Raw genomic sequence first — 19,395 nt, 5'->3', positions numbered from 1 at the left:
CCAGAACCAACCCGGGTCGGACCAGTCCGGGACGAACGTAATGACCGTCGCACCAGACCTGGATCGGGAACATGGCTGACCATTATCTCAAACGGGAACTCTACGAGCTTATCCAAAGGGATGCACAGAGTTTCGATTTTTTGCAGGAAGCCACCCTGGATGGCATCTGGTTCTGGGATGTGGAACATCCGGAACATGAATGGATGAGTGACCGCTTCTGGACCATGATGGGCTACGACCCCGGTGAAAAGCAGCCGTTTGCCAGCGAATGGCAGGCGCTGATGCACCCGGATGACCTCAAATCCGTCTATCAGGTGCTGGAAAAACACTTCGCCGATCCCGCCTTTCCCTTTGATCAGGTTGTCCGCTATACCCATCAGGACGGTTCGCTACTGTGGATCCGATGCCGGGGCCTGGCCATCCGTGATGACCAGGGGCGCCCCGTGCGTATGCTGGGGGCTCATACGGACCTGACCCCGGTCAAACAGGTCCAGACAGTACTGGAGGCCCGCACCCGGGACCTGGCCCGCATCGCCAGAGCCATGGAGAATGCCCAGGAAGGCATCATCATTACCGATGCCCAAGCCAGGATTCTGTCGGTGAACCGTGCATTCACCCAGATTACGGGCTACACAGCCCGGGAAGCCGTTGGCAGCACTCCCAATATGCTCAAATCCGGCCATCATGACGGGGATTTCTACCACGCCATGTGGCAAAGCATCCTCCACACCGGTACCTGGCAGGGAGAAATCCGGAACCGCCGCAAGAACGGCGAAGAATACCCCCAATGGACCACCATCAGCCGGGTGCCGGGGGAGGATGGCGAAAATGACTATGTGGCGGTATTCAGCGATCTGACTGACAAAAAGCAGGCCGAGGAAAGGATCGCCTTTCTGGCCCATTATGACCCACTGACAGGACTGCCCAACCGTCATCTACTGATGGACCGGCTCAACCAGGCCCTGGCTTATCATCACCGGCAGGGCCTCCATCTGGCCGTGATTACCCTGGACATCGATGATTTCGTCATCATCAATGAACGCCTGGGTCATCAGGCTGGAGACCTGATGCTCTGCCAGATTGCAACGCGCCTGCAGAGCGCGTTACGCGAAGCCGATACGGTTTCCCGCCTGGGAGGGGATGAGTTCGTCATCATCGTCCACTCGCTTATGGATCCCGAACAGATTCATGCCGTCACCCGCAAGCTCAGTGCGAGCTTCGTCCAGCCCATGCCCGGTGAAGATGGGCATGGCGACGTCAGCCTGACAGCCAGCATGGGCATTGCGTTCTCCATTCCGGAAGTGGATGCGGATACCCTGCTGCGTCACTCTCATCAAGCCATGTACCTGGCCAAACAGAAAAGCCGGGGCGCATGCCACATATTTGATTCATCCCATGCCCGGACGATAGACATGCTGCGCGAACAGAGACAGCGCATCAGTCTGGGTATGAAACAGGGTGAATTCCTGCTGTTCTATCAGCCCAAAGTGGATCTGAGAAGCGGCTGGATCAAGGGCGTTGAAGCACTGATCCGCTGGAAGCACCCGGAACAGGGCATCCTGCCTCCGGCAGCCTTTCTGCCCCAGATCATCGACACAGATCTGGAATTCCAGATAGGTGATTGGGTGTTGGCCGAAGCATTACACCAGATGAATGCCTGGAAGCTGAACGGCAGGAGCATTTCCGTTAGCGTGAACGTATCCGCCACACACCTGCTTCAGGCTGGATTTGCCAACAAACTGGCTGACATGCTGCTGACCTATCCTCGATTGGCGCCAGGCGATCTTGAGATAGAGATTCTGGAAAGTGCCGCCGTGGAAGACTGGGAAATGGCGTCACTGGCGATGCAGGACTGCCGTGCGCTGGGTGTCAGATTCGCCCTGGATGACTTTGGCACCGGTTATTCATCCCTGATCCATCTGCGACGCCTGGCCCTGGATACCCTCAAGATCGACAAGGGCTTTGTGGCTGACATGCTTGATGATCCTGAAGATTTCAGCATCGTGGAAAGTGTGGTCAGCCTGGCCATCTCCTTTCAGCTGGAGGCCATTGCCGAAGGTGTTGAAACGGAGCGCCATGCCCGGGTTCTCATGAAGATGGGATGCCCGGTGGTCCAGGGCTACGGCATTGCACGCCCCATGGAAGCCGACAGGATCATCCCCTGGATCGAAGACTGGGAACAGTCGGGCCTGTGGAAGACACTGCAACAGAAAAAATCCGGATAAAAACTCCAGCCAGACCGGGGAGGCGAACGCCTCCCCGGCAGGGTAGCGAAACGGAGGATTCACACCCTCCGATTGACCCGGTTACATCCGCTCAGCCGCCATCTCCTGGACCTGCTGCAGCATGGCCGGGTCGCTCTGCAGGCTCATGGCCACCTGGTTGTACTCCTCAACACTCATTCCCTCATCCTGCACAGCGCTGATCATTTCTTCCTGAGCCTCCTGCTGCAAGGCCTGGGCCTCCGCCTCGTCGCTGACATCCTGAAGCTTGCGGGCAAAATCATCACGGATGAGCTGAACCGCCACAAAGGCATCCACGAAACGGTCCAGGGTATGGGGATCCACCGTGGCTCCCTGCTGCTCCATGCCCGCCGGCGGCTGGGCGCCGAAGTTGCCCTCCTCCTGCTGGGCGATGGCGTGGGAAGCCGCTCCCAGCAGGAGAGCGGCGGTCAGGGTGATGGGCAGGCCGTGAAGGAAAGTGCGCTTCATGGGGCGTCTCCTTTAGGTTTCAGTGAATGTCGACTGACCTAGTATGCAGATGCCATGCCAATCAGAAAAACCCAAAAAAAAAATCATAAATCACTGATTTTATTAATTACAAACAACAAATACAGAAATAACCCAACAGCGCTCAAACTGGATCAAAATGACACATGGGTCAGCCTGCTACGTGCCCCTAAGGCACCACTTCGTTCACCACCCGCATCTCTACCCAGCGCAACAGGTACGGCCTGGATGCCAGGGATGCCCTGTCTGAATATGTCATTCCCCCATGAGCAGACATCCGGTCCGGTTTCGTTGCACGCCAGTGTCACCAGCGCAGTCATTCCCGCATAAGCGGGAATCCAGTCGCAGGGGGGAAATCCGCCACGCCCGCCTTCAGACCAGCCACGGAAGGAGCGGGTGTTCCATGCAGACTAATCTTGCAGTACATCCTCGTCGGAAGCCGCCTCATCGGCCTCCCCCAGGCGCCGATACAGGGTCCGCCGACCGATACCAAGCACCCTGGCTGCCTGACGCTTGTTGCCGTCCAGGCGTTTGAGCACCCAATGGATATAGCGGGACTCCACTTCGGCCAGGGTGGGCAAGGGTTCGTCATCATTCCAGACGGAAAGCCCTTTGCCCCCCTCTGCTGAATCAGCCCGCACCGGATTCAGGCGCTCGGGCAGATCACCCACCTCGATGGTATCCCCACGGCAGAAAGTCACGGCCCGCTCCATCAGGTTGGTCAGCTCGCGCACGTTGCCGGGGAAATCGTAACGACGCAGACATCCAAGGGCTTCGGGAGAAATGCCCCGGATATTCCGGTCCATGGCCGTGCTGAAGCGGGCCAGCAGGCGGGCCACCAGTCTATCAATATCCTGCCCACGATCCCGAAGGGGAGGGATCTGCAGACGAAAGGTTTCCAGACGGTAGAACAGGTCTTCACGAAACAGCCGCGACCGGATCATGGATTCCAGATCCCGGTTTGTCGCGGCCACCACCCTGACATCGGTCACGATTTCCCGATTCCCCCCCACTGGACGTACCCTGCCATCCTGCAGCAGGCGCAACAGCTTGGCCTGCATGGCCATGGGCATCTCGCCGATCTCGTCCAGCAGCAGGGTACCTCCGTGGGCTTCCGCGAAAAGACCTCGCCGGGCCTCCCTGGCACCACTGAATGCGCCGGCCTCATGCCCGAACAGTTCGCTCTCCATCAGTTCACCGGGAATGCCGGCACAGTTGATGGCCACAAAGGGCCCGCCGGATCGATCACTTTCTTCATGGATGGCCCGGGCCACCAGCTCCTTGCCGGTTCCTGACTCTCCCGTCACCAGCACCGGTCCGGAAGCCCGGGCTATCCGTCGAATCTGCTCATACAAGGCCTGCATGGGCGGACTGTTACCGATCAAGCCATGGAAATCTTCCGCCTGCAAAAGCTCCCGGTAACGCTGAACCTCCACCTGAAGCTGCCGGTTTTGAAGTACCCGCCGCGCCCGAATCACCAGGTGGTCCAGATCCACGGGCTTGGTGAGAAAGTCATCAGCCCCCTGCTTGAGGGCTTCCACGGCCTGGGGAATCGTTCCAAAGGCCGTCAGCATGATAAATGCCGGGGACAGGGGGAGCTGCTGACAATGATTCAACAGGGCCAGTCCGTCTTCTCCGGGCAGACGCAGGTCACTGATCACAAGTACGATCGAACCGTCTGAGAGCCTCTTTTTTGCGCCGTCAACATCTTCGGCGCCGCATACCACCAGCCCTGCATCGCGCAATTCATCCATGACCAGTTCCCGATGGGCCCGGTCATCCTCTACCACCAGCACCGGTCCTTTCAGATGGGTGGCAGCGTCATCAGGCATCAACAGTCTCCAGCGGCAGACGGATCACCAGCCGGGCACCACCCAGCGGGCTATCCTCCACACTCATCTCGCCATGGTGTTCAGTGACGGCGCCATGGGCAACGGATAATCCCAGGCCGGTGCCGCTTCCCACGGACTTGGTGGTGAAAAAGGGCTCGAACAAGCGTTTACGGTGGGCCGGATCGATCCCCGGCCCGTCGTCGTCCACCCGCAACTCCAGCCATCCACCGGTGGTGGACCAGGACAGATGAACCTGCCCCGTGGAAGAGGCTTGAAGGGCATTTCTCAGCAGATTGGTCAGTGCCTGTTCCAGCCGGATTCGGTCCATGGGCATGGTGGGACCGGGATCGTCGTTCAGCACCGTTATTTTCACACCAGCCTCCCTGGCTTGCTCGGCCACCTGGGACAGGGCGGCTGCTACCAGACGCCCCACCGGCTCTGGACGGGTACGGCTGGGGTTGCGGCGACCGAAATCCAGCAACTGGCGCACAATCCGATCCATGCGCTGCACCTCGCCGCGAATCTTCTTGAGGGCCTGGCCGGGGCTGCTTTCCGGCGACGTATGCCGCAGGGCTCTCTGGGCCTGTCCATTGATCACCCCCAGGGGCGTACCCAGCTCATGGGCCACGCCGGCGGCCAACTGGCCAATGGCCACCAGTTTCTCCGATTGACGCAAGCGATCTTCCAGCGTGTTCTGCCGCTGGCGCTGAATCTCCAGTTCAGCGGTCGAGCGCTGGATCCCAGCCAGCATCCGATTCATCGCCTCGGCCAGTACACGAAACTCATGGGGACCTTCAACCTTCACCCGGGCAGTCCGGTCTCCCTGACCCACCAGGGCCATGAACACCACCAAACGGTCCACATGCCTGCCGACAACCCGCTGCTGTCCCCAAAATACGATGGCCAGCAGCAGAAGACCCACTCCCGCCAAGGCAAGCAGGGAGCGGGAACGCACTTGCGCCAGATCATCCCTGAAATCGCTGCCGTGCCGCGTCACCTGCAACAGACCGTTGATGCGCCCACCAGCGTCGGTCAGAGGCATGAAGAAGGAATACACCTCATCTCCGTTGCGGTCGTCATATATCCCATGCGTCCCGGTCACGGTGGCCAGCCTCGCATCCCGACGACGCTCCATGGAGGGACTGCGAGGGCCACTGGCGGCGACCAGCCGTCCCGAATCATCATAGACATAGGCGCCGTAGACTTGATCGATACGAAAGGCTGAGTCCAGCGCCTGCTGGATCTGATTGAGGCGATCATGGGCCAGGGCATCGCTCAGAGGCAGCTGGATGGCCCGGGCCACCAGCTCGATATCCTGCTGCATGCGCTTTTCAACGTGGGATTCCAGGCTGCGAAGCCCGGACCAGCCCGCCAGCAATACCACAAGGAGCAGGGGAAAAAGGACAAAACCAAGCAGGGCCGCACGGAGACTGTAAGGGCTGGCGAAAAAAGGCATGTGAGCCACCCGGAAAGAGAAATGCTCGGGTTGCACACTCTAGCACAGCCTACGACATGGTCGGCATGCGGAAAATCGCTTGTTCCGTATGGATTTTAAGTGCCGGGGACTCAGGATTTGACACTTTCACTGCGATAACCAATGCGGAATCCCCCCCAGTGACGACCCTTCACATAGATGGGCACGGACAGGTCATGCATGACTTCCCCGGTGTCGCGTTTATAGGTCTGAAGCAGGTAGGGTTTTTGGTGACTGCCGCAACGGGAGCCGGTGCGATCCTTGAAAATGCGCTTGGTGCGGTTATTGACCAGATCACGCTCATAGTCCCCTGTCAGGGGCTGGCTGTAGCGGCGGTTATGGGTGGGGAAATACCCCCGGTCATCCACCGCGCCGGCATAGGCAATCCTGGTATTACGCTCCAGGATCGGTTCCTGGATGGCCGGCAGTACCTTGTCCGTGAATTCATCAAAACGCGTCTTGTACTTCACCGGATCCGTGCCGGAAATCGGCTTGTAATTGCGGTCAAACAGATCATCCAGGCGGATGTGCCCCTTGTCACAGGCCTCATCGAAGGCCCGCCCCACCGCCGTAGCCGCCTGCTCGGCCTCGCGACGGATCTGGTCGTGAATGCCCCCCAGCCCCATATCCCCCAACAGCTCGTAGATCATTTCGGCCCGCTCCGAAAGCCTATCCGCCGCTGACGTGAGATTGGTTACATCCTGTTCCGTTTCGGTCAGATGGGTACTTACCAGCTGTATTGAGGATGTGACCTGATCAAGATGGTTGTGATTTTCCTCGCTGCCACTCACCACGGTCTGAATGCAACGGTCCGCAGAGGCCGAGTGTTCCAGAATGGCCGACAGCTTTTCATTCACAGTGGAAGTTCGCCGGGCACTTTCCTCGACGGCCTCCACCAGTTGATGAATGGTGGAAACGGCATTGGAAGTCTCGGAATTGATTTCATGGACCATCTGGGCGATTTCGCTGGTGGCGGAAGCAGTGCGGGTAGCCAGACCTCGGACCTCGTCGGCCACCACGGCAAAACCTCGCCCCTGTTCTCCGGCCCTGGCTGCCTCAATGGCGGCGTTAAGGGCCAGCAGGTTGGTCTGTTCGGCAATTCCCGTGATGACCTCGGTGATCCGTTGAATCTCACCGGCACGGCTGTCAAGGCTGGTCATGAGGCTGGACGCCTTCTGCATGCGCTGCTTCATCTGGTCCATGTGTTTGAGCGCGTCGGCAACACACTCATGGCCTTCGTGGCTGGCCTGATTGGTCCGTCGGGAGCTTTCCACCGCTTCCTCCGAGCTTCGCGTGGCAGCATGAACCGTCGCCGAAATCTGGGAAGAAGAGTCGGCAATGCCATTGACACTCGTGACCTGGGCATGAACCCGCTGTTTGAGCGAGGTACAGGAAAAGGCCACCTCCGCGGCCGATACGGCGATGAGTGAACCGGATTCAGCCAGTTTTCCGGACAAGGCTCGATAACGAACCAGTTGCCTTGAAACGGCTTCGATGCGTGGATCCGCCCCTTCCGGCAAAGGTCCGTCGCGAAGTTGCTCGTAAAGGCGCTGTATGTCCCGTTCCCGGGGCGAGATCCAGAGTCGATCCGCCAGCAGGGCAGTGATTGACACGGCCAGCATGGTGCTGACCGCCATGGAAACCATGCCCGGGCCCATGAGCCAGTGCACCAGCATGGCAAGCAGGGCCGCTCCTACAATGAAACCGACCCCCCAGAAAAGGCGGATCATCAACGATCGCTCCATACCTCGGCACACCCCCATGGCTAATAAGCCGGTCCCGCGCAAAACCGAGTAAATCGGCTTGCTGACCTTGCCGACTTGAATGCCGCTCCACCAAGCCAGGGAAACACTGGACAAGTCCTCACCTCCCGTCACTCCCGCGAAGGCGGGAGTGACGGGATTTCCGGCCCGTGGCCGGATTACCGCTTGATCGGGAGTGACTTATTCAGAACTTCCCTTATCGATGAACGGCTCTATAGCAAAACTGCAGATTGCTATAACATATTAGCGACAAGGATTCCATGGACTTTAATTCATGCCGATCGGCGTCAGTCGTTATCCAGTCCCAGCTCCTTCCAGATTTCATCCACCCGCCGTTTCACCGAATCGCTCATGACGATGGGCGTACCCCATTCCCGGGTGGTCTCGCCGGGCCATTTGTTGGTGGCATCAAAACCCATTTTGGAACCCAGTCCCGACACCGGCGAGGCAAAGTCCAGATAATCGATCGGGGTGTTGTCGATGGTGACCGTATCCCGACCAGGGTCCATACGGGTGGTCATGGCCCAGATCACATCCTTCCAGTCCCGTGCGTTGACATCGTCGTCCACCACGATGACGAACTTGGTGTACATGAACTGGCGCAGGAAGGACCACACGCCCAGCATCACCCGCTTGGCGTGCCCGGCATACTGCTTGCGGATGCTGACCACCGCCAGACGGTAGGAGCAGCCCTCCGGCGGCAGATAGAAATCCGTGATCTCGGGGAACTGCTTCTGCAGGATGGGCACGAACACCTCGTTCAGGGCCACTCCCAGGATGGCCGGTTCATCCGGTGGCCGTCCGGTATAGGTGCTGTGATAGATGGGGTTCTTGCGGTGGGTAATACGCTGCACGGTGAACACCGGGAAATTGTCCACCTCGTTGTAATACCCGGTGTGGTCTCCGAACGGCCCTTCCGGCGCCATGTCATCGGGATGAATCACCCCTTCCAGGATGATCTCGGCGGTGGCCGGCACCAACAACTCGTTACCGATGCAACAGGTCAGTTCGGTGCGATCCCCGCGCAGCAGTCCGGCAAAGGCATGTTCCGACAGAGTATCGGGCACCGGGGTCACCGCGCCCAGGATGGTGGCCGGATCGCAGCCCAGTACCACGGACACGGGGAAGGGCTCGCCGGGGTGATCGATCTGCCAGTCACGAAAATCCAGGGCACCGCCACGGTGGGAGAGCCAGCGCATGATCACCCGGTTGCGTCCGATCACCTGCTGGCGGTAGATGCCCATGTTCTGCCGTTCCCGCCGCGGTCCCTTGGTCACCACCAGCCCCCAGGTGATCAGGGGACCGGCGTCCCCGGGCCAGCAGGTCTGCACCGGCAGGTTGCCCAGGTCCACGTCATCGCCCTCCAGCACCACCGCCTGACATTCGCCGCCCCGCACCTTCTTGGGCGCCATGTCCAGCACCTTCTTGAAGATGGGGAGCGTCTTCCAGGCTTCCTTGAGGCCCTTGGGCGGGTCCGGCTCCTTGAGGAAGGCCAGCAGCTTGCCCACTTCCCGCAGGGCCTCCACCGAGTCCTCCCCCATGCCCATGGCCACCCGCCTCGGGGTGCCGAAGAGATTGCCCAACACCGGCATGTCATACCCGGTGGGACGCTCGAACAGCAGGGCAGGGCCGCCGGCCCGCAGGGTACGGTCGCAGATCTCGGTCATTTCCAGATTCGGATCCACCGGAATCCGGATACGCTTGAGTTCCCCCTGGGCCTCCAGGCCGGAGATGAAGTCACGCAGGTCGCGGTATTTCATGGGTTTTCCATATATTCACGGATAACGATGGCAGGGCACGCCCCCCGGCCATTAGATCACAGATCAAAACAGGCCAGTACCGGCGCATGATCCGACGGCCGCTCCAGGCGGCGGGGTGCCGGATCGATCTCCGATCCCAGACACCGCTCCGCCAGGGCCTGGCTGGCCAGGATCAAATCGATCCGCAAGCCCCGGTTGCGCCGGAATGCCGCTGCCCGATAATCCCACCAGCTGAATGCGCCCTCCGGCTGCTCGAACCGGCGAAAAACATCTTCCAGGCCCAGATCCAGCATGGCACGCAAGGCCGCCCGCTCCGGGGTGGAACAGAGAATCCGTTCATGCCAGGCCGCCGGGTCATGGACGTCACGATCTTCCGGGGCGATATTGAAATCCCCCAGCACCACCACCTGGTCATGACGGTCCAGTTCCGCTTTCACGAACGCCGTCACCCGGACCAGCCAGTCCAGCTTGCGGGCGTACTTGTCCGAACCCACCTCCGAGCCGTTCACCACATACAGGTTGATCACCCGGACCCCGTTCACCGTCGCGGCCAGGATGCGTCGCTCGGGGTCATCGACACCCGGCGGGTCGGTCACAGGATCCTCTCCCGGCACGCGGCTCAGCAGGGCCACCCCGTTATAGGTCTTCTGCCCTGCATACAGGCAGTGATAGCCCGCCGCCTGCAGCGCCTCCAGCGGGAAGGCTTCATCCACCGTCTTGGTTTCCTGCAACGCCAGCACGTCCGGCTGCTGCCCCGCCAGCCAGTCCAGCACATGGGGCAGGCGCACCTTCAGGGAATTGACGTTCCAGGTGGCGATCTTCATGCCGCCGCGTCCACCAGTCCCGAATGTCGCAGCAGTGCCTCGATCTGCGGATCACGGCCACGGAAAGCCCGGAACAGCTCCAGGGCAGGGCGGGCGCCGCCCTGTTCCAGGATTTCCCGCAGGAAGGCGGTACCCACCTCCGGATTGAACAGGCCTTCCTCCTCGAACCGGGCAAAGGCATCGGCCGACAGGACCTCGGCCCACTTATAGCTGTAATAACCGGCCGCATAACCGCCGGCAAAGATGTGGGAGAAGCTGTGCTGGAACCGGTTGAAGGCGGGGGGAATCATTACCGCCACCTGGCTGCGCACCGCGTCCAGGGTTTCCTGGATGCGCCCCCCCCGTGCCGGGTCATATTCTGCATGCAGACGCATGTCGAAAAGGGAAAACTCCAGCTGGCGCACCATCTGCATGGCGGCCTGGAAATGGCGGGTGGCCTGCAGCTTGTCGAACAGGACACCGGGCAGCGGCTCGCCGGTTTCATGATGACCGGCAATGAGATCCAGGGCTTCCCGCTCCCAGCACCAGTTTTCCATGAACTGGCTGGGCAGTTCCACCGCATCCCATTCCACACCGTTGATGCCCGCCACGTCCGGATAGTCCACCCGGGTGAGCATGTGGTGCAGCCCATGGCCGAACTCATGGAACAGGGTCAGCACCTCGTCATGGGTAAAGAGGGCGGGCTTGCCGCCCACCGGCGGAGTGGAATTGCAGGTCATGTAGGCCACCGGCAACTGCAGGCGCTCTCCGTCGCGCAGACGATTCAAACATTCGTCCATCCAGGCACCGCCGCGCTTGCGGGCACGGGCATAGAGATCCAGATAGAACCGGGCACGGGGCGTACCGTCCGGGTCCTGAATCTCGTAAAAGCGGACATCGTCGTGCCAGACCGGTGCGTCCTCCACACGAGTGATCCGGACCTGATACAGGCGCTCCACCAATTGGAACAGCCCCTGCAACACCCGATCCACCGGGAAGTAGGGCTTGAGATCTTCCTGGGAGAGATCGTAGGCATGCTTGCGCAGCTTTTCCGAGGCATAGGCCAGATCCCAGGCCTGCAAATCCTCAAGATTCAGGTGTTCCCGGGCAAAAGTCCGCAGGGCATCCAGTTCCTTTCGGGCGGCAGGACAGGCCCGCTGCGCCATTTCGGAGAGGAATCCCACCACCTGTTCCGGCGACTCGGCCATTTTGGTGGCCAGGGACAGATGGGCATAGCTGGGATACCCCAGTAACCGGGCCTGTTCATGGCGCAGGGCCAGGATCTGTTCAATTACCTGGGAGTTGTCGAAGCGGCGATCATGAGGCCCCTGATCGGAGGCCCGGGTGACATACGCCGTATAAGTCTCACGGCGCAGATCACGGTCATCGGCATAGGTCATGACCGCGTAGTAGGACGGGAATTCCAGATTGATCAGATAACCGTCTTCCTTATGCTGGCGGGCATTCTGCAACAGCATTTCCAGGGAGGATTCCGGCAACCCCTTGAGTCCTTCCACATCGGGAATGATCCGTTTCCAGGCCTGGGTGACATCCAGGACGTTTTCCTCGAAACGGGAAGTGAGCTGGGAAAGCTCCTGGGCAATGGCCTTGTAGCGGGCCTTCCTGTCTTCGGGCAGATCGACGCCGGAGAGGTGAAAGTCTCGCAAGGCATTGTTGATCACCCGTTGCTGGGCAGGGGCCAGTTCGGCGAATCCAGGATCATCGGCAATACTGCGAAAGGCCTGGAACAGGTCCAGATTCTGTCCCATTTCCGTGGCATAGTCGGACAATTTAGGCAGGCAGGCATTGTAGGCTTGGCGCAGTTCATCGCTGTTGACCACGGAGTTCATGTGCCGCACTGGCGACCAGATCCGGTTGAGGCGGTCTTCCAGCAAGGAGAGGGGATGGACCAGGCTTTCCCAGGTGAAAGGGCCGGGCTGGCTCAACAAGGCCTGTATGGCGGCCCGGTTGTCGGCCAGCACCTGGTCCACGGCGGGCTCCACGTGTTCCGGAAGAATCTCGGCAAAGGGGGGAAGGCCCTGCATCTGGAGTAATGGATTGTTCATGGCGATCCAGCGTCAGGTTGAGTATTGAACACCCGCTGCGATGGACAGCAGATATCCGACCATTATATTCAGTTACTGTAACACGGGTGGTTCAGGATGAAACCATGGGACATTCAGGCCTTTCATTTCACGATCCATTTAAGGTGTGAAATGCCAGCCATGCGGCTGATCAGGCGACACGTGCAAGAATCGCCGAAGCCAGACAGCCGGCCATGACCAGGAAGGACAGGGCACTGAGTCGGGCCTGCCAGCGGTAGCGTCGCACCAGACGCTCCTCAGGAATGGCCGAAAGAATGTAGGGACGGCGGCGATCAGCACCCCGGCTCATGACATGGACTGCCGGAGCATCCGCTCGTTCGGCCAGGCGAAGCAACGCCTTCTGAATTGCGGCCTGTCGTACACGCTCCCACTTTTCCATATCGATCGGACCATCCTGATTGATATCAAAGCGCTTCATCCTGGCAGGATCCTTCTTCCATCGACCCAGTATTTCCGCCACTTCATGGTTCAATGAACTGTCATCACTGGTTCCCCGTGTGCGGAAATAACCAATGGCGTAAAGATCTTCCTCAAGATGCAGACGACGCTCCATGTATCGATACTGCCCCAGCCCAAAAAAGGAGCCGCCCGGCCTGGCGCCGGTCAGTGGTCGCGGAGAACTGCCGTGCCAGACATCCTTATGCAGACAGATGACCTGGGCGCCCTCGGGATCAATCAGACACTCCCCCGTGTCATCCACCAGCAGAAACAGGTTGTCGCTACTGCCGTAATCCACCCTTGACCAACCTCGATTGCGACCCGTGCTATCGCGTCGATCGATCTGATAGTAATACCAAGCACATTGCGTACCTGTGAGTGGCGCGATGATGGGCGGGCCCGGCATGAGTCTTGCGCTTCCAATCAGCTCCAGATAACCCTGGGCAGCGGATCGAATACGGGAAGTGGGTGTATCAGCAATGAGTCGTTTTCGGTATGTGCCTCTGATAAATCCCCAGAGGGACACCAGCATTAGTGCGATAAGAACTGCTATCAGAAAAATGAATTCACCAACATCCATCTGCCTGACCAGGGCAGTGATTCCCTCCCGCATGAAAATGCAGTCCGTCTACTAGCTGAAGAGGGCGCGCACGTCCACATCCTGAAGCTCTCGACGGGAAAATTCCAGCAGATCAAAAGGACCGAATCGAAACAGGTGTGCGATGACCAGATCAGGGAACTGTTCGATACGGACATTATTACGGTTTACGCATTCATTGTAGTACTCACGCCGATCAGCAATGGCATTTTCCAAGCCGGTGATCCGTGATTGCAGATGGCGAAAGGTCTGATCTGCCTTCAACTCGGGATAGGCCTCGGCCACGGCAAACAGATTACCCAGGCCCACCCTCAGCACATCCTCCGCCCGTCCCAGGGATTTCATGTCCTGACTTTGCTGCGCGGCTGCCACCTGATTACGGGCCTGCATGACCTTTTCAAGGGTATCCTGCTCATAAGACATGTACTGACGGCAGACTTCAACCAACTTGGGCAGTTCATCGAAACGCTGCTTGAGCAGGATATCGATATTGGACCAGGCCTTTGAAACACCATGCTTGAGGCTGACCAGATTGTTGTAAATGATCACCGAATAGAGGGCGATCAGGATGAAGATGCCGATCATGACATAGCCGCCGATATCCATTGTCCCAGCCTCGTGGTCTCTAAAGACACTCAATGCGATTATTCTGCCTCATTCCCCGCATAAAGTATGCCCTTTGGTAAGGCAATCAGACCCTCCGATCCCACGGTCGGGGCAGGGGAGAGGCCGATGTCCCGAGTGGGTATCAGATGTCCAGATTGGCGACCGTCAGTGCATTGGCTTCGATAAATTCCCGACGTGGCTCCACATGGTCTCCCATCAGGGTAGTGAACACCTCATCGGCACGCACCGCATCTTCCACTTGAACCTGCAGCAGGCGCCGGGTTTCCGCGTTCAAGGTGGTCTCCCATAGCTGCTCGGGATTCATTTCACCCAGACCCTTGTAGCGCTGGATGGACAAGCCACGCCGTGCCTCTCCCAGCAACCAGTTCATCACTTCGCGGAAATTAGCGACCGGCTGCCGCCGCTCCCCCCGCTGAATATAGGCACCCGTGTCCAGCAGTCCATCCAGACGCTCGGCCAGCTCGCGCATGACCCTGAATTCCGCAGACTCGAAGAAGTCGGCACCATAGATCTCATCCGTACGTGCGCCGTGCATCAGCCGTGCCACCCGGGCCTGATATCCCCCGCGCTCATCGGCCAGGATGCTCATTTCGTAGCGGGTGGCACCGGCGGCATCGCTCTGCAACCCTTCCAGCAACCGCTTGAACCAGGCATCCAGTCTGTCCTGATCCTGCCGGTCACTGTCATTGAGCGGCGATGCGAACACCATCCGTTCCAGCAACTGCCGATCATAGCGCCGTCCCAGACGTCCGACGGCGGCCATCACGCTATTGTAGCGACGGGCCAGATCCTCCAGGGCCTGGCCACTCACCGGCGGTGCCTCCGGATTGACCACCAGCTTGGCATCATCCAGCGCCAGACTGAGCAGCAGATTGCTCATCTCCAGCTCATCCTTGACGTAGCTTTCCTGCTTGCCGCGCTTCACCTTGTAGAGGGGAGGCTGGGCAATGTAGATGTGCCCCCGGGCCACCAGTTCGGGCATCTGACGATAGAAGAAGGTCAGCAGCAGGGTGCGGATATGGGAGCCGTCCACATCCGCGTCGGTCATGATGATGATGCGGTGATAGCGCAGTTTGTCGGGATTGAACTCATCCTTGCCGATACCACACCCCAGGGCGGTGATCAGGGTTCCCACTTCCGCAGAGGAGAGCATCTTGTCGAAACGGGCCTTCTCCACGTTCAGGATCTTGCCCTTGAGGGGCAGCACTGCCTGGGTACGCCGATCCCGTCCCTGCTTGGCGGAACCGCCTGCCGAATCACCCTCCACGATGAACAGTTCCGACAGGGCCGGGTCCTTCTCCTGGCAGTCCGCCAACTTGCCGGGCAGGCCGGCCACGTCCAGGGCACCCTTGCGACGGGTCATCTCGCGGGCCTTGCGGGCCGCCTCGCGGGCGCGGGCAGCATCGATGATCTTGCTGGTGATGTTCCTGGACTCACCGGGATTTTCCAGCAGGAAGGCCTGCAGGGTATCGCTCATCACCGATTCCACCACCGGCTTCACCTCGGAGGACACCAGCTTGTCCTTGGTCTGGGAGGAGAACTTGGGATCGGGCACCTTCACTGAAAGGACAGCGGTCAGGCCTTCGCGGGCATCGTCACCGCTGGTACTGACCTTCTGCCGCTTGAGGACACCCTCCGCCTCCATGTACTGATTCAGCGTCCGGGTAAGGGCGGAGCGGAAACCGGCCAGGTGGGTACCGCCGTCCCGCTGGGGGATGTTGTTGGTGAAGCAGAAGATATTTTCCTGGTAGGAGTCGTTCCACTGCAGGGCGATCTCCACGACGATCCCGTCCTTTTCCGCGTTCAGGTAGATCACGGTGGGATGGAGCGGTGTCTTGTTGCGATTGAGATGTTCCACGAAGGCGCGGATACCGCCCTGATACTCAAACACATCCCGCTTGCCGCCGTCCCGCTCATCCTGGAGCTGGATGCGCACGCCGGAATTCAGGAACGACAGCTCCCGCAGGCGCCGCGAAAGGATGTCGTAATGGTATTCAGTATCGGTGAAGATCTCGGGGCTGGGCTTGAAATGAATCGTCGTCCCGGTGCGCTGGGTTTCACTGACAGCCTTAAGGGGGGCATCCGGCACTCCAAGACGATAGGTCTGGCGATGGGTCCTGCCTTCCCGGTAAATGGTCATTTCCAGCCATTCGGACAGGGCATTGACCACGGAGACACCCACCCCGTGCAATCCGCCGGAAACCTTGTAGGAGTTATCGTCGAATTTCCCCCCCGCATGAAGCACCGTCATGATGACTTCGGCCGCGGATCGCCCTTCCTCGGGGTGAATATCCACAGGAATCCCGCGACCATCGTCGCTCACACTGACCGAACCATCGCTGTGGATGGTGACGTTGATTTCCTTGCAGTAGCCCGCCAAGGCCTCGTCGATGGCATTATCCACCACCTCGAAGACCATGTGATGCAGCCCCGTACCGTCATCGGTATCACCGATATACATACCGGGTCGCTTGCGAACGGCGTCCAGGCCTTTGAGGACCTTGATATTGGAAGAGTCGTAGGTCGGGGGCGTCTGATCGGTCATGCTGTGCCTGCCTAACATCAAAAGAGAGGCATTATATCACTTGCAGCCCGGGTCCCGCCCTGTTCCCAGGTCCCCGCAGATATCAACGGAAGGAACCGTCAAATATGCTTCTCCCATCCCCCCGCGTCCTTTCCCTCATCCCTCATTCTCCATTCCCGCTCCTTTCCTGCATTCCGCTTCTTTCGTCACTCCCGCGAACGCGGGAGTCCAGACTTTCCAGTCTGGCAACCGGATTCTCAACCGTTGCGGAAATATTTTTAGGGAGTAAGAAAAAGGGGAATACCCGAAATGCCTGGAAGGGAAATTTGCAACCTTGGCACAAACCATCAGCATAGAGGTTCCACGTGGAACCTTTTGCCTTACCCGACACGATGGATGTTCCACGTGGAACATCCACCATAAATTCAACACTGACCTTTCAGGCGACCATGTTCCACGTGGAACAATCTGGCACTCGACCAGCCTCGGGTATCAATCTGGCGAGGATCGATGGCAGTGACAAAAGCCTGGCAGTCCAGCCCCTGAAGCAATGCAAGCACGGCAGATCTGTGGGCTTCATCCAGTTCTGAAGGCAGGTCATCCACCATCACTACCGCTGGACGACCACTCACACTCCTGAAGGCGGCCACCTGAGCCAGACGCAAAAGCAGCACAGCCGACTTCTGCTGTCCTCTGGACGCACCTTCAGCCAGGAGCATATTTCCGCGACGGAACACCACGTCAGCACGATGAGGACCGGAAAGGGTATAACCCATCTCCCGCTCTCGGGGGCGAGCCGTCTGCAGCAGAGTTTTGAGGTCAACGCCTTCACGCCAACCGCGACGATAGGAAAGATCCATACCGCCATTACCGGGTAGCAGACCTTCAAGCCCCCGGACATGACGCACCAGCATGTCAAGGTAGCTTTGCCGCGCACGATCCATGGCTTCGCCAGACTGGGCAAGCAAGGTTTCCCAGACATCCAGGGCCTTGTCATTCAAACCGCGACGCAGGGCCTCATTGCGCTGGATCAGTGCCCGTCGATACCCCTGCCAATGCCCCATGGATTGAGGTGACTGGTAGAAGATCCCCCAGTCCAGAAAACCGCGTCGTTCGGCGGGGCTCCCGGAAAGCAATTCATGGCTGTCAGGATGAATGACCTGAAGGGGCAGGGCATGAGCCAGTTCGGACTGATTTCTTACGGTTTTACCGTTGATCCTTGCCACCGTCTTGCCACTACCCTTGCGAATGCCCAGTGAAACCTGGCGTCCTTCAAGTTGAAGACGCCCGGTCACCATCAAGTCACGGGCACCATGGCGAATGACGGGTTCAATACGCTGGGATCTGAAGGAGCGACCGGTAGCCAGCACATGGATGGCTTCCAGCAGGCTGGTCTTGCCCGAGGCATTCTCACCCACCACAAGATTCAACCCGGTACAGGGCTCCAGCCGGGATTTTTCAAAGGGCCGGAGATTGAAGACATCGAGTCGGATCAGACTCATGGGAGGGGAGGTGGCAGTGATGGGAAAAAGCGGGAAAGGGGCCTGACCTGCCAGACCCCCGACGATATTCACAGAAATTACAGACGCATGGGCATGACCACATACAGGGCGTCCTGAAAACCCAGGTCCCGGATCAGAACGGAAGAGCCGGAATCCTTGAACGTGGCTTCAAGGACTTCCCCCTGCAGATTGGCAACAACGTCCATGAGATAGGTGACGTTGAATCCAATCTCCAACGGCTCACCACTGTAGTCCACTTCCATTTCTTCTTCCGCCTCTTCCTGTTCCGGATTGTGAGACAGAATCTTCAAGGTGCCGGAGGACAACTCAAATCTGACACCGCGATATTTTTCATTGGAGAGGATTGCCGTACGTCCCAGTGCCTGACGCAGGTGTTCACGTTCCACCTTCAGCACCTGTTCGCCGTCACGGGGAATAACCCGTTTGTAATCCGGAAACCGCCCATCAATCAGCTTGGTGGTGAAACAAAGACCCGGCAGACGCACCCTCAGGTGATTGGCTGCAATCTGAACCCTGACGGGGTCATCGCTGAGTTCCAGCAGACGGGACAACTCCAGCACCCCCTTGCGAGGAATGATGACCTGCTGGGTCTCTTCCGTTTCCACAATGGACTTGAGCGCACACAGAGACAGACGGTGACCATCGGTGGCCACCGTGCGGATCGTGCCCTTTTCCACTTCCAGCATCAGTCCATTGAGGTAATACCGGGCATCCTGATTGGCCATGGCAAAGGATGTGCGGCCGATGAGTGTAAGCAGTTCCCTTTCGGTAAGAGAAAACTCGATCCGACTCTCGATTTCATCCAGGTTGGGGAAATCACCCGCCGGCAGGGTCGTGAGCACGAAACGGGATCTCCCCGAAGACAACACGGCACGTTCTCCGCTCACCTGAATCCGGATTTCGGCCTCATCCGGCAGGGCACGGCAGATATCCAGGAGTTTGCGCGCAGGCAATGTGACCTCACCGGTTTCTTCAGAAGCGTATTCCAGCTCTGCAACCAGTTCCACTTCCAGGTCCGTGGCGGTCATTCTCAGGAACGCACCGTCGCATCGCAGCAGCACATTGCCAAGAATCTGCATGGTGTGGCGTTTTTCCACAGCGCCGATGACCTGCTGCAGCGGCTTGAGCAGCATTTCCCGTTGAATACTGAGTTTCATCATTTTGCGCGAGAAACCCCGTCCTTCAGGTCGGGGAGGGATAGCGCATCGTGCACGGCACG

The 19,395-nt window shown here is 59.0% G+C and carries 13 protein-coding genes; 1 reads left to right on the top strand and 12 read right to left on the bottom strand.

Going from position 1 to position 19,395, the window contains the following annotated elements; translation table 11 throughout:
• The first annotated feature begins 71 nt into the window (after positions 1-71).
• Positions 72-2,225, top strand: coding sequence for a GGDEF domain-containing phosphodiesterase (locus CKO35_RS00645; protein WP_200171523.1), 2,154 nt, complete (start codon positions 72-74; stop codon positions 2,223-2,225).
• A gap of 81 nt (positions 2,226-2,306) precedes the next feature.
• Here the strand turns inward: CKO35_RS00645 and CKO35_RS00640 are convergent, their stop codons facing one another.
• The 12 genes from CKO35_RS00640 to dnaN form a co-directional block, all read right to left on the bottom strand.
• A complete protein-coding gene (locus tag CKO35_RS00640; RefSeq protein WP_200171521.1) occupies positions 2,307-2,711 on the bottom strand; it encodes a DUF4168 domain-containing protein in 405 nt (134 codons plus the stop codon).
• Positions 2,712-3,139: 428 nt separating this feature from the next.
• Positions 3,140-4,561: a sigma-54-dependent transcriptional regulator gene (locus CKO35_RS00635; protein WP_200171519.1), complete on the bottom strand. Its 1,422-nt coding sequence runs from the start codon at positions 4,559-4,561 to the stop codon at positions 3,140-3,142.
• Positions 4,554-6,017, bottom strand: a complete 1,464-nt coding sequence (locus CKO35_RS00630) for a sensor histidine kinase (RefSeq protein WP_200171517.1) — start codon at positions 6,015-6,017, stop codon at positions 4,554-4,556. Before CKO35_RS00630 ends, CKO35_RS00635 begins: the two co-directional genes overlap by 8 nt.
• Positions 6,018-6,127: 110 nt before the next feature.
• Complete coding sequence (locus CKO35_RS00625; protein ID WP_200171515.1) at positions 6,128-7,765, bottom strand: methyl-accepting chemotaxis protein; 1,638 nt, start codon at positions 7,763-7,765, stop codon at positions 6,128-6,130.
• 320 nt (positions 7,766-8,085) lie between these two features.
• Positions 8,086-9,558, bottom strand: coding sequence for a 4-hydroxy-3-polyprenylbenzoate decarboxylase (ubiD, locus tag CKO35_RS00620; protein ID WP_200171513.1), 1,473 nt, complete (start codon positions 9,556-9,558; stop codon positions 8,086-8,088).
• Positions 9,559-9,614: 56 nt separating this feature from the next.
• A complete protein-coding gene (gene xth, locus CKO35_RS00615) occupies positions 9,615-10,382 on the bottom strand; it encodes an exodeoxyribonuclease III (RefSeq protein WP_200171511.1) in 768 nt (255 codons plus the stop codon).
• Complete coding sequence (gene prlC / locus CKO35_RS00610; RefSeq protein WP_200171509.1) at positions 10,379-12,427, bottom strand: oligopeptidase A; 2,049 nt, start codon at positions 12,425-12,427, stop codon at positions 10,379-10,381. Before prlC ends, xth begins: the two co-directional genes overlap by 4 nt.
• A gap of 169 nt (positions 12,428-12,596) precedes the next feature.
• A complete protein-coding gene (locus CKO35_RS00605) occupies positions 12,597-13,310 on the bottom strand; it encodes a GIDE domain-containing protein (RefSeq protein ID WP_242466944.1) in 714 nt (237 codons plus the stop codon).
• Positions 13,311-13,535: 225 nt separating this feature from the next.
• Positions 13,536-14,108: a LemA family protein gene (locus CKO35_RS00600; protein ID WP_200171505.1), complete on the bottom strand. Its 573-nt coding sequence runs from the start codon at positions 14,106-14,108 to the stop codon at positions 13,536-13,538.
• A gap of 142 nt (positions 14,109-14,250) precedes the next feature.
• Positions 14,251-16,674, bottom strand: coding sequence for a DNA topoisomerase (ATP-hydrolyzing) subunit B (gene gyrB, locus CKO35_RS00595; protein WP_200171503.1), 2,424 nt, complete (start codon positions 16,672-16,674; stop codon positions 14,251-14,253).
• A gap of 404 nt (positions 16,675-17,078) precedes the next feature.
• Positions 17,079-18,155, bottom strand: a complete 1,077-nt coding sequence (gene recF / locus CKO35_RS00590) for a DNA replication/repair protein RecF (protein ID WP_200171501.1) — start codon at positions 18,153-18,155, stop codon at positions 17,079-17,081.
• Positions 18,156-18,232: 77 nt separating this feature from the next.
• Positions 18,233-19,333, bottom strand: a complete 1,101-nt coding sequence (gene dnaN, locus CKO35_RS00585; protein WP_200171499.1) for a DNA polymerase III subunit beta — start codon at positions 19,331-19,333, stop codon at positions 18,233-18,235.
• Positions 19,334-19,395: the final 62 nt, after the last annotated feature.

The organism is Ectothiorhodospira shaposhnikovii (assembly GCF_016584105.1).
GTDB classification, from domain to species: Bacteria; Pseudomonadota; Gammaproteobacteria; order Ectothiorhodospirales; family Ectothiorhodospiraceae; genus Ectothiorhodospira; species Ectothiorhodospira shaposhnikovii.
The sequence above is the reverse complement of the archived record's forward strand: the minus strand, read 5'-3'. Positions and strand labels throughout refer to the sequence as shown.